Here is a 12333-nt window from a genome sequence, read left to right on the forward strand (position 1 = left end):
TTTCCGACCTGAGGCGGCCCTTGGCGCGTTGGCGCGCAATCAGGACGTGAAGGGAGGTGTCCGTGGCGGCTGTCCGATCACGCGGCGTAGCGGCCAAACAGCAGGTCGATGGGGTCAAAGGCGGGCAGCGGCGCCGCATCAAGGCCGAGGAATGCGGCATCATCGCCGTCCTCGTCCGAGGTCACTTCGGCAGCGATCTCGCTTGCGCTGTGATCTTCGCGACCCGCAGCCACGATCCGGCGCGCCTCGGTGAACGACAGCAGGCTGTAGAACCCGTCGTCTTCTGGCTCTCCGGCGTTCAGCACCAGGCCACCTTCGGTCCAAAGCAGTTCTTCTTCGGCGCATCCGATGTGGATCCGGGCGAGGCGCTGGGGCAGGGCGGTGCTGATGCCATTGTGGCCGATCAGGGCCACCAGTTTCACGGTCACAACCGGAAGGTCAAAGAGATCAAGAGCAAGATCGCCCGAAACCGCCACAACCGCATCAGAGGGCAGCTCAAGGGCTGCGTCATTGCCAAGCGCGCCGACAGGGACATGCACCATCGCGGTGAGACGCGGCACGGAATGACGAATGGTCACCACCTCGCGCTGGCCGCCGTCAAAGGTTTGCACCATGTCACCGGGTCGCAGGGCACGGGCCTGTTTAAAGCCGCATTCGGTCTCGATCAGGGTGCCGGGCAGCACACCGCCCTGTTGTGGACGGGAGCGGGCGGCGGCCTGATCCTCTGCGTCGTGCAAACGCAGGTCCAGAAGCAGGTCAACCGGCTGATAGTCTGTAAACGCGGTGGTGTGATCCAGCAGCATGTCCAAATGTCCCTTCTGAGAGCGGCGAGGCTTTTTGCCTTCGTTGATCTCAATTGGCCCCCGAATTGGGACAAGAATGGGGCAGGCTTGGGACAGTTTCGGTACCGAAGCGGGTTTGAGGTGCGAAAAACACAGTCATTCCCAAAGGTTAACGGCCTGACTGGTGCAAATTAAGGAGTTGTTAAGGATATTTGCAAGTTTTTCACACAGCCACGGCGGGAGGCAGAATCGATTCTTCAAGGGGGAGCAATCGGGCAGTTTCTGCAAAACTCTGTGAATATCCGGGCTCGGGCCCGGGATCGCTCTGCGGATACGCGCTGGCATCGCGCCGCACGAAAAAGGGCGCCCGATGAGGGCGCCCCGTTTTAATCTCGTATGTGTGTGACCGTCAGCCTTCGCAGGACGAGATCAGGTCTTCGTATTTCTGAGTAACCCAGCCAAGCGCTTGCTCGGGGTTCTGTTCCTCGACCTTGCCGATCACCTGGTTGAACACTGCGGCAGAGCGGCTCTCGTCCACCATGGTGAAGCTCTGACCGGTCATCACCACGTTATAGACGAAGAAGGCGATCACCACGAGGAGGATGCCGCGCAGGACGCCGAAGAAGAACCCGGCCCCCTGATCAAGCCCCCCCAGTGCCGAGCGCTGGATCAGACCCGCCAGCAGTGGCGTGAAGAAAGAGACGATGATCAATGCGATCGCGAAGACCGCAAAGAACGCCGCGATCAGCGACAATTCGCAACTGTCGGCGATGAACTCACCCACCACCGGGATCTCCGCCATGAGCGGTTCTGCCTGGGGGGCGAACATATAAGCCAGCACACCTGCCGCAACCCATCCGATGATGGCCATGACTTCGCGTACAAAGCCGCGCGCATAGGCGAGTAGTGCCGAAACTACGATGACCAGCGCTACCGCGCCGTCGATAATGGTGAAACCTTCCATGTCCCTCGCCTGTTTGCCCGCGAAAAATACCTTGAGTGGCCTTTTAGCCTGCTCCGAAATATTCGCCAACAAATCCTGTGAGGTCAGAGGCCGGGCGCAGGGTCAGGCCGGGGACGGATACGGATTTGCCGCCACTCGGAGCGATCGACGCCGTGAAACCAAGTTTTTGCGCTTCTTTCAACCGGTTTTCCGTCTGAGGGGCCGGTCTGAGGGCACCGGACAGAGATATTTCGCCAAAAATCACCGTATCGGAGGGAAGTGCGGTGTCCTCACGCGCGCTCAACAGTGCGGCGGCCACTGCAAGGTCGGCTGCGGGTTCGGTGATTTTCATGCCACCGGCGACGTTGAGATAGACGTCGAGCCCGGCAAAGGGAATGCCGCAGCGCGCCTCCAGCACCGCCAGGATCATCGCAAGGCGCGAACTGTCCCAGCCCACCACGGCGCGACGCGGTTGTGAATGTGGCGAGGGCGCCACCAGCGCCTGCATCTCCACCAGTACCGGGCGGGTGCCCTCTATGCCGGCAAAAACCACCGACCCGGGCGAGGGCTGACCGCGTTCCGACAGAAACAGCGCCGAGGGGTTGAGCACCTGCGCCAGCCCGGCGCCGGTCATCTCGAACACGCCGATCTCATCGGCGGGACCAAAGCGGTTCTTCACTGCCCGCAGGATGCGGAACTGATGGCCGCGCTCACCCTCGAAGTAGAGCACCGTGTCGACCATATGCTCCACCACGCGGGGACCGGCGATCTGGCCCTCCTTGGTGACGTGACCGACCATGACGATGGACACCCCATTTGCCTTGGCGAATGTGGTCAGCTCATGCGCGGCGGCACGCACCTGGCTGACGGAGCCCGGCGCGCTGTCGACATTGTCGGCCCACATGGTCTGGATCGAGTCGATGATTGCCAGCTGCGGCTTTTCCGCCTCCAGCGTGGTCAGGATATCGCGCAGATTGGTTTCCGCCGCCAGTTTCACCGGCGCGTCGGCCAGCCCCAGCCGTTGCGCCCGCATGCGCACCTGGGCGGAGGCTTCCTCGCCCGAGACATAGATGGTTTTCAGCCCCGCATGGGCAAACTGCGCCGCCGCCTGCAGCAGCAGCGTTGACTTGCCGATGCCGGGATCACCGCCGACGAGGATTGCCGAGGCCTCCACCAGCCCGCCGCCCAGCACCCGGTCCAGCTCCGCGACGCCACAATGGGTGCGCGGAGGCGGGGTTTCCTGGGTGGCCAGATCAGTAAGCGGCACCCGCTTGCCCCGCATTGCGCCGAGAGATTTCTTGGCAGGCCCTGCGGAGGTGAGGCCCTTGTCCTCGGAGATCGAGTTCCATTCGCCACAGCCCTCGCAGCGACCGGACCATTTCGAATAAGAGGCCCCACATGCGGAGCAGGAGAAAGATGTCTTTGCCATGGGGTGAGATGTGGCAGATGTTTCCGATTTGTTCAAGTGGGTGTTGGATGCGTTTTCTGACCGGACATATCCCGAGCGCGGTCTGGGGAGGGCCGGGGGCGAGGCCCCTCCGTCGCATCCGCAAGGGGGCGCTCCCGCCAGTTGGGCGATCATCCAGAGATGATCTGCTCCTGTTGGGCCCGGCGCAGCTGCGCTGCGCGGTGACACCAGCAGCGTGTCGGTTGGCGATGGGCAAGGAAAGGATCTGCTGAGAAGCGGTTCAGGGGCAGGTCTGCCCTGAACGCGCCATCACCAGTGCTAGGGCGCGTCGCCCGCGCCTCAATGATCTGCGACCGCGCGTGCGCGCGGCGGCCGATGGGCCGTCATTGACCCGCCGGCGACGTGCGGCGGATCTGGCGCTCGGTCAGGATCGACAGGATGATGGACGCGAGAATACAGGCGGTGAAAAGATAGAGCCCCCAGGCGGTTTCGATGGTCGCGTAGCCGATGCCCTTTGCCAGAGTGATATAGAGCGCGATGAGGAAGACATCTGCCATGGCGAGTTTTCCGAGGACGGAGAGCACCGGCAGACTGCGCGCATCCAGCAGGCGGAACTGCACCAGCGCGAGGCCGATGGTTTTGAGGTAGGGTGCGAAGAGCGCAAATGCGGTGACCACCAGCGCCAGCACGATGTCACTGCCCCAGAGGCTCTGAAGGCCGGTGAGGACGGAGATTTCCGACAGGCCGAAGATCGGCAGGAGGCCTGCCCGTAACAGAGGTGCAAACCACGCGACGGGATAGAGGATTAGCAGGGAAAGGTTGGCGAGGCGGAGGATCATTGACTATTTTCTGAGGGGTATGTCAGACACGCGCACTTTACTTGGAGCATTTGCCACGCCAGCTTCGGTTAGTTCATGAACCAAAGCGTCGTAAATGGGATATGGAAATTGGGTTGGACCAATAATTATTTCCTCTAGCACTTCGGGCAAGGAAGCCCCTGTGAAACCTTCATTCGGGAAGTTTTCCAAGGAAATCTTGTAGACTTTCTGTGGGACGCCGGAGATTGATACGACATCAAACTTGATCCGTTCAGACGGCCAGAGAGAAGGGGAATGGAGTATTCGCCATTCTTTCTCTTCAGCAAAACCCGGGTGTTTCGTCGATAGAACTGCCATGTGAAGAGCAAAGAATAGCTCAGATACAAGCTGGTTTGGGTCTGTGTTTTGTACGACCGCAAAGTTCTCCTCTAGGCCAGTAACCACCTGACTGAAGTGATCTGCAAACTCGGCGACTGTTGCATATAGTACTGGACTGGAGAAAGCGGGAAGAGCCGCGCTTTCAGAGAACAACGGGGAGGTATTGAAAACAAATGCCACATTAGTATGGCCACCATACGCGCGCCACATAGAGAGTTTTCCCAACCGATCATCATCTGGATGATGTTCTGAAATGGACATCAAGTATGTGTCGGTGTGACGATCTGTTAGGTATTTGTTAAATGTAGCCTCAAGCTGTTTTGAAAGGCCGTCTTGCCTTCTGTTCATGACGGCTTGCAGGCGTTGCCCGAAAGATGTGTTCTTCCACGCATGCACTAGGCAGTTTTGCCCGTGAGCTATTTCGGAAAAATCATTCATCACGTTCGCACTTCGCAGCCAGATTTCTCTGTTGCGAATAATGCTCAACGCGGCGTCTGCGCTCGTGTAATGGGAAAAGCAAATTTTCTCAGCTTTAGCAGCTTCCAAACGGCGGGAAGCATACGGCTGCAAGAGTTGGTGGAGTTGTCTCGATGGCATGTATGCCTCCTACCGCACCGCTTCTATCGGCCCCTCCGCACTGCCGGAGATGAATTGCTCCACGTAAGGGTCGCCCGAGTGATCCATCTCCGCAACCGGGCCGGTCCAGCGGATCTTGCCGCCGTGCAGCATGGCGACATTGTCGGCGATGGCGCGCACGGAGGTCATGTCGTGGGTGATGGTCATGGCGGTGGCGCCCATCTCCACGACGATCTCACGGATCAGGTCGTTGATGACGCCGGACATGATCGGGTCCAGCCCGGTGGTGGGCTCGTCGAAAAAGATGATTTCCGGCTCGGCGGCGATGGCGCGGGCAAGGCCGACACGTTTTTGCATGCCGCCGGACAGTTCGGCGGGCAGGCGGTCGGCGACATCGGCCTTAAGACCGACACGGCGCAGTTTCTCAATGGCGATCTCGCGGGCCTCGTCCTTGGGGCGCGCGAGGCTACCACGCAGCAGGCGAAAGGCGACATTCTGCCAAACCGGCAGTGAGTCAAACAGCGCGCCGCCTTGGAACAACATGCCGAAGCGAGACAGGAAGGCATCACGATCCCCCTGGCCAACGGGCTTGCCATCCACCCGGATCTCGCCCGTGTCCGGCTCGATCAGGCCAAGGATGCATTTCAGCGCCACTGATTTGCCGGTGCCGGAGCCACCGATGATCACCGTTGAGGACCCCTTTGCCACATCGAGGTCAACACCACGCAGCACCGCGTTGGAGCCAAAGGCCTTGGCGACCTGGCGCATTTCAATCATCGGTTGGGTCATAGCGAGAAAAACACCCCGGTCAGCACGAAGTTGGCGGCGAGGATCAACACGGCGGCGGCCTCGACCGAGCTTTTGGTGGCCTGTCCCACGCCTTGCGCGCCGCGGCCCGACTGCATGCCGTAGTAGCAGCCCATGAGGGCGGCGATGGTGCCGAAGGCCGCGCCTTTGACCAAGCTTGAGACGATATCGCGCAGCTCAAGGAAATCGACAGTGTTCTTGAGGTAGGCGGCTGCGTTGAAATCAAGCGTCTCGGTGGCCACCACATAGCCGCCCATGATGCCGATGATATCGCCGACACCCACCAGCACCGGCACGGTGATCAGGGCCGCCAGCACACGCGGCGCGACGAGGTATTTCATGGGGTTGGTGGAGAGCGTCACCAGCGCGTCGATCTGCTCGGTCACCTTCATGGTGGCGATTTCGGCGGCAATCGACGAGGTCACCCGCGCCGCGATCATCAGGCCCACCAGCACCGGGCCGAGTTCACGCACCATGCCGATGGCGACGATCTGCGGCACCACGGCCTCGGCGTTGAAACGTGCGCCACCTGCATAGATTTGCAGCGCCAGCGCGCCGCCAGTGAAGATCGCGGTCAGCGCCACGACGGGCAGGGACAGCCACCCGACCTGCAGCAGAGCCAGCAGGAACTCGCGCGGATAAAACGGCGGGCGCATCATGTGGCTGAAGGTCGAGGCGGCAAAGCGGGTGATCCGCCCGAGGGCGGCGAGGCGGCCAAGCGACGTGCGGCCGATCATCCCAAGGGCGGAGGCAGGGGTCATGCGCTGTAGGTCCTCGCATAGCGGTTGCCAAGCGAGGTCAGCACCTCGTAGCCGATGGTATCGGCGGCGTTGGCGAGCACATCTACCGTTTGCGCCTCATTCATCAGGCTCAGGTAAGGCGGCACCTCGTTGAGCTCGGTGACGTCGACGGTGATCAGATCCATGGAGATACGGCCCACCACGGGACAGGGGGTGGAGCCCGCATAGGCCATGATGCCCTGTCGCTGAAAGGCGCGGTGCAACCCGTCGGCGTATCCGGCGGCCAGCGTGGCGATGCGGGTGTCGCGCTGTGCGATCCAGGTGTTGCCGTAGCCGACGCTTTCGCCGGGGGCGAGGTCGCGGGTCTGGATCACCGGCACCTCCAGCTCGACCACCGGCAGCGCGTCACTATAGGGCGCACCGCCATAAAGGCCGATACCCGGGCGGCAGAGGTCAAAGTGATAGTCGCGGCCCAAGAGCAGCCCGCCGGTGGCAGCGAGAGAGCGGGGCAGGTTCAGCCCCTCGGTCATCTCGATGAAGTTCTTCAGCTGATAGGGGTTCATGCCGTGGCCGGGCTCGTCCGAACAGGCCAGATGCGACATCAAGAGGACCGGGTTTTGATCCAGCGCGATATCGCGCACCGCCATCCATTCAGCGGCCTCCATACCCAGCCGGTTCATGCCGCTGTCGAGCTGCACGCCAAAGGGATGACCCGGAAGCGCCTCGAAATGGCGTAGCATCTGGTCCAGCGAGTTGAGCATCGGCGTCAGCTGAAAGTCGCGCAGCAGCTTGGCGTCGCCCTCCATATGGCCGGAAAACACCGAGATCCCCGGACCGGGGCCGATCGCGCGGCGCAGGGCGATGCCTTCCTCCGCGATGGCGACAAAGAAGTTGCGGGCCCCAGCCTGTGCCAGCGCCTTGCCGACGCGGCCTGCTTCGAGACCATAGCCATTCGCCTTGACCACCGCTGCGGTCTCGCAGCCGGTCTTGGCATCCAGATTGCGCCAGTTGATCGCAAGCGCATCCAGGTTGATTTTCAAACGTGCCGTACTCATGCGTCGTTCATGACATGGAGGCCACCGGGGTCAAGGGGGAAACCGCAGCGCAGCACGCTTTGGGCGGGCTGTTGCGCTGTGTTTGCGGGCGCGGAGGGGGCGCTGCCCCCGGCCCGATGGGCCTCCCCCGAGATATTTTTGAAAAGATGAAGGGGAGGGCAGAGGCCCCGGAGCGGCCTTGCGCTCAGTAGCCGTCGGGCTGCTGTTGCCAGGATTTGGCAAGGTTGCCGAAGCGGGTGAACTGCGCCTCGAACGACAACTCCACCGTGCCGATGGGGCCGTGACGCTGTTTGCCGACGATGACTTCGGCCTTGGCGTGTAGACGCTCCATCGCTTGTTTCCACTCTTCCATCTTGTCGAGTTCGTGATCGCCGGGCTTTTCGCGTTCCTTGTAGTATTCCTCGCGGAACACGAACATCACCACGTCCGCATCCTGTTCGATCGAGCCGGATTCCCGCAGGTCCGAAAGCTGCGGGCGTTTGTCGTCGCGGCTTTCCACCTGACGCGACAGCTGCGAGAGGGCGACCACGGGGATGTTCAGCTCCTTGGCGATGGCTTTCATGCCCATGGAGATCTCGGCAATCTCGTTCACCCGGTTTTCGGCCATGCCGCGGCAGAGCTGCAGATAGTCGATCACCAGAAGGTCAAGCCCATGGGTCCGCTTCAGGCGCCGGGCGCGGGCGGCCAACTGCGAGATCGGGATCGCCGGCGTGTCGTCGATGAAGAGCGGGCAGCTTTCGAGGTCCTTGGCGGCCTGCACGAAGCGGCGGAACTCCTCTTCGGTCATGTCACCCTGACGGATCTTGTGGCTGGAGATCTCCGAGGCTTCGGCGAGAATCCGGCCTGCCAGCTGCTCGGCCGACATCTCCAGGCTGAAGAAGCCGACGACGCCGCCATCGAGTGCGCCTTCGCTGCCATCCGGTTTCAGCCCGCGCTTATAAGCCTTGGCGACATTGAAGGCGATGTTGGTCGCCAGCGAGGTTTTCCCCATCGAGGGACGTCCGGCAAGGATCAGCAGGTCCGAGGGGTGCAGGCCACCAAGCTGCTTGTCGAGATCATCCAGCCCGGTAGAGATCCCGGCCATGCCGCCGCCGCGCTGATAGGCCTCGTTGGTGACATTCACCGCCTCGGTCACCGCGCGCAAGAAGGATTTGAAGCCCTGCTCGGTCTGGCCCTGTTCGGCCAGCGAATAGAGCTGCTGTTCCGCCTCGACGATCTGTTCCTTGGGTTCCGAGGCGACATCGACCCGGCGTGCCTTGTCGGCGATGGTCTGGCCGAGGGCAATCAGCTCGCGCCGGATCGCCAGATCATAGATCATCTGCGCATAGTCGCGCACCGCAAAGGCCGAGATCGAGGCCGAGGCCAGTTTGGCCAGATAGGCCGGCCCACCCAGTTCGCGCAGCCCTTGGTCGTCCTCCATGAAGGCCTTGAGCGTCACCGGCGAGGCCAGCGCGTTCTTGGAAATCCGCGCCGCCGCCACCTCGTAGATCCGGGCGTGCACGGGATCGTAGAAATGCGAGGAATTGATGATCGAGGCGACCTTGTCGTAGACGTCATTGTTGGTGAGAATTGCCCCCAGCAACTGCTGTTCCGCCTCGACGGAGTGGGGCAATTCCGATGCCTGTGCTTCACCTGCCGCGCCGCTGGAGTCTGGTGACGCGGGCGGCTGTGGATCGCCGTTAAAGGAGGTGATCTCGTTCATGTCTGCTCTCTTGTGATAGGCTCGTGTTCTACGCTGGAACCGGACCTGATTTCCATCTGGAAATCCCTGTGGATGAATTGAGGATAACCGCAGAGACGGATGTGGGCAATTTTTCGAAACGTCGGATTATGCCTCAACAGCTTCTTCATATGGTGTGCGGTTGGGGTGGCAGCCACATGATATGGAAAAGGCCGCTCCGATTCGGGGCGGCCTTTTCCACAGAAATCCGTAGCCTTGGGGGTGAAGTTTTCCTCAGGCTTTCTTGTTTGCGTCCTGCCAACCGCGCGGATCGTGCAGGAATTTCTCTACTTCATCAAGGGTTTGTGTGCTGAAGCTCGCTTGTGCGCGGGCCTCTGCCAACACGTCCCACCAGGTGCACAGGTGGTGCAGCTCGACGCCGTGATCGCCCAGCGTCTTGGTGGTTTCGGGGAAGATGTCATAGTAGAAGATCACCGCCGTGTGGCCGCAGGTCGCGCCAGTCTCGCGGATTGCATCCACGAAGGACAGTTTGGAGCCGCCGTCCGTGGTCAGGTCCTCCACCAGCAGCACCCGTTCGCCCTCGTTCATTGCGCCTTCGATGCGGGCATTCTTGCCGTAGCCCTTTGGCTTCTTGCGCACATAGGTCATCGGCAGGGCGAGACGTTCGGCTACCAAGGCGGCAAAGGGGATGCCTGCGGTCTCGCCGCCGGCGATATTGTCAAACGCCTCGAAACCGGCGTTGCGCATCACTGTGACGGCCATGAAATCCATCAATGTGGAGCGGATGCGCGGGAAGGAGATCAGCTTGCGACAGTCGATGTAGCTCGGCGAGGGCAGGCCGGAGGCCAGCGTGTAGGGCTCATCGGTGTTGAAGTTCACCGCGCCGATTTCCAGCAGCATCCGGGCGGAGAGGCGGGCGATTTCTTCGGGTGACGGGTAGGAGGAGGGGATCATGGCGTATCCTTCGAGAGCAGAGTGCCAGAGGCGCGGGCGGGAGCCTCCGGCGGGGATATTTATCAAGAAGATGAAATCAGGCGACGGTCCAATGCACCGCAAAGCCGGGATCAAAGACGGTGACCGGGCCGTCCGGCGTGTCGATCTGTTCCGGGAAAGCGACGGGGGCGTCCTGTTTCATCAGGGTGATCTGGCTGTCGTTTTCCGGCAGGCGATAGAAGGCGGGGCCGTTCTTTGAGGCAAACCCTTCGAGCTGCTCTAGCGCGCCGTCTTCTTCGAACACATGGGCCAGCAGCGCCATGGTGTTGGTGGCGGTGAAACAGCCCGCGCAGCCGCAGGTCTGCAGCTTATTGGCATCCGTGTGCGGCGCCGAGTCGGTGCCCAGGAAGAACCGTGCATCGCCGGAGGTGGCGGCCTGGCGCAGGGCGATGCGGTGCTCTTCGCGCTTGGCGACGGGCAGGCAGTAGTAATGCGGCTTGATCCCGCCCACCAGGATATGGTTGCGGTTGATGATCAGGTGATGCGTGGTGATCGTTGCGCCGAGGTCGGTCTCCTGCGAGTGGACGTAATCAACGGCATTCTTGGTGGTGATATGCTCCATCACCACGCGCAGGCCCGGGGTGGCGCGGCGGACCGGGTCCAGAACCCGGTCGATGAACACCGCCTCACGGTCAAAGATGTCGATGTCGTGGTCGGTGACCTCACCGTGGGTGCAAAGCGGCAGGCCGATCTCTGCCATCTTCTCCAGCACTGGGCGCACCTTGTCGAAATCGGTGACACCGGAGGCGGAGTTGGTGGTGGCCCCGGCCGGGTAGAGCTTCACGGCCTTGACCAGACCGGAAGCATGGGCGGCGGCCACATCCTGCGGGTCGGTGTCCTCGGTAAGGTAGAGCGTCATCAGGGGCTCAAACGTCATGCCTTCGGGCAATGCCGCGAGGATACGGTCGCGGTAGGCGGCGGCCTGCGCGCCGGTGACAACCGGCGGCACGAGGTTGGGCATGATGATGGCGCGGCCAAAATGGCGGGCTGTTTCCGGCAGCACCGCGCGCAGCATGTCGCCATCGCGCAGGTGCAGGTGCCAGTCGTCGGGGCGGGTGATCGTCAGGCTCTGGGTCATGGCGCAGGCGTTAGCACAGCGCCATGAGCTTGGGAAGGCGGGTTAATGCCCGCTGTCGGTCTGGGACTTGTCCTGAGGCAGTACCGTGCCGGGGGGCAGGCGGAACTCGCCCTCCGCGCCGCGGCGTTCCAGATCGCGCAGGCGGCGGCGAAAGCGCGGCATTCGGCGGCGATCATTGACGTTTCGACACAGAAGCACGTTCAGATAGGGGCGTTCGAGGTAGTCGAGCCTGTTCAGCACATTGCGCAGATAGACATTATTGTCGCGCCGCGCGCGTGCCAGCCGGTGGAAGGACTGGGCCGTCAGACGTCCGCTGCCCGCCAGGGACATGATCCGATAGAGGATCTCCATCTCAATCAGCCGGGTCTGGATCGCATCGCCCATGCAGGGCATGCGCAGGCGGGTCACGTTGGGACGCGCAAACAATGCGGCATGCATCGCGTCCAGTGACTGATAGGGGTCAAAGAGCACAAAGGCCTGATCGGCGGCATCCAGCATATCCGGGGCATAGCCGTAACGGTCCGTGAAGGAGGTGCGGCGCATCTCGACAAAGCGGTCGTCCCATTCGGTCATACGTGGGTCCAGCGTGGCCTGCGGCTGAATGGCCACCACCGTGGCACCGGGGGCGGCAACGGAAAACGCCGCCGCCGCGTAGCCACAGGGGCCCGCGCCGTAGAAGACCACATTGTCGAATTCTTCAAAGAAGCCATCGTCGATCAATTGATCGAAGAAGCCATAGATGCGGGCTTCGCGGAACCAGGTGTCACCATCGGATATCAGGCACAGATGGGACCAGCCCAGATTCTTGACCAGATCAAAACCAAGCGGCTGCGCAGTCTCGGAGAAGCTCTCGATGCCCTGACGGCTCTCGAACGTCACCAGCAAGGTGTTGCCCTGATCAATGAACGTGGCAAAATGGCGATCCCCAAGCGGCTGATACATGCCGTTTTCCTCGGCCATCTCCGCCAGACGCGCCTGCCATTCGGCGGGCTTCAACCCGGAGAGGTCTTGCTCGAGGATATCTGTGTCGTCTTGCATACGCGCCACCTGCCACCCGTTTGTCGGCTTTGTTCA

At 61.8% G+C, this 12333-nt stretch carries 12 protein-coding genes; all 12 read right to left on the reverse strand.

Annotation, left to right across the window (positions count from 1 at the left end; genetic code table 11):
- Positions 1-77: 77 nt before the first annotated feature.
- Positions 78-803: a Hint domain-containing protein gene (locus R0J92_RS09840; RefSeq protein WP_411051541.1), complete on the reverse strand. Its 726-nt coding sequence runs from the start codon at positions 801-803 to the stop codon at positions 78-80.
- 388 nt (positions 804-1191) lie between these two features.
- The gene (locus R0J92_RS09845; protein WP_106163416.1) at positions 1192-1746 is read right to left on the reverse strand and encodes a CvpA family protein; all 555 of its coding nucleotides are present in this window, start codon (positions 1744-1746) and stop codon (positions 1192-1194) included.
- A 43-nt stretch (positions 1747-1789) separates the two neighbouring features.
- Positions 1790-3154 (reverse strand): DNA repair protein RadA, encoded by a 1365-nt coding sequence (gene radA / locus R0J92_RS09850; RefSeq protein ID WP_317385783.1) that lies wholly within the window; start codon positions 3152-3154, stop codon positions 1790-1792.
- Positions 3155-3516: 362 nt separating this feature from the next.
- Entirely contained in the window at positions 3517-3972 is a 456-nt protein-coding gene (locus R0J92_RS09855; RefSeq protein ID WP_411051542.1) for a paraquat-inducible protein A, read from the reverse strand.
- 3 nt (positions 3973-3975) lie between these two features.
- On the reverse strand, positions 3976-4926 hold the full coding sequence (locus R0J92_RS09860; protein ID WP_411051543.1) for a DUF2971 domain-containing protein: 951 nt from the start codon (positions 4924-4926) through the stop codon (positions 3976-3978).
- Between the two features lie 9 nt (positions 4927-4935).
- On the reverse strand, positions 4936-5682 hold the full coding sequence (locus tag R0J92_RS09865) for an ABC transporter ATP-binding protein (protein WP_411051597.1): 747 nt from the start codon (positions 5680-5682) through the stop codon (positions 4936-4938).
- An 8-nt stretch (positions 5683-5690) separates the two neighbouring features.
- Entirely contained in the window at positions 5691-6473 is a 783-nt protein-coding gene (locus tag R0J92_RS09870; RefSeq protein ID WP_106163422.1) for an MlaE family ABC transporter permease, read from the reverse strand.
- Positions 6470-7507 carry an alanine racemase gene (alr, locus tag R0J92_RS09875; RefSeq protein ID WP_106163423.1) on the reverse strand — a complete coding sequence of 346 codons (1038 nt, stop codon included), beginning with the start codon at positions 7505-7507 and terminating at the stop codon, positions 6470-6472. The genes R0J92_RS09870 and alr overlap by 4 nt, the downstream gene beginning before the upstream one ends.
- A 184-nt stretch (positions 7508-7691) precedes the next feature.
- A complete protein-coding gene (locus R0J92_RS09880) occupies positions 7692-9209 on the reverse strand; it encodes a replicative DNA helicase (RefSeq protein WP_411051544.1) in 1518 nt (505 codons plus the stop codon).
- Between the two features lie 252 nt (positions 9210-9461).
- On the reverse strand, positions 9462-10142 hold the full coding sequence (locus R0J92_RS09885) for an orotate phosphoribosyltransferase (RefSeq protein WP_411051545.1): 681 nt from the start codon (positions 10140-10142) through the stop codon (positions 9462-9464).
- A gap of 76 nt (positions 10143-10218) precedes the next feature.
- Positions 10219-11259, reverse strand: a complete 1041-nt coding sequence (pyrC, locus tag R0J92_RS09890; RefSeq protein ID WP_411051546.1) for a dihydroorotase — start codon at positions 11257-11259, stop codon at positions 10219-10221.
- A 42-nt stretch (positions 11260-11301) separates the two neighbouring features.
- Positions 11302-12297, reverse strand: coding sequence for a phosphoadenosine phosphosulfate reductase (locus tag R0J92_RS09895; RefSeq protein ID WP_317385788.1), 996 nt, complete (start codon positions 12295-12297; stop codon positions 11302-11304).
- Between the last annotated feature and the right edge of the window lie 36 nt (positions 12298-12333).

The organism is Tritonibacter sp. SIMBA_163 (assembly GCF_046535935.1).
Taxonomy (GTDB): Bacteria; Pseudomonadota; Alphaproteobacteria; order Rhodobacterales; family Rhodobacteraceae; genus Epibacterium; species Epibacterium scottomollicae.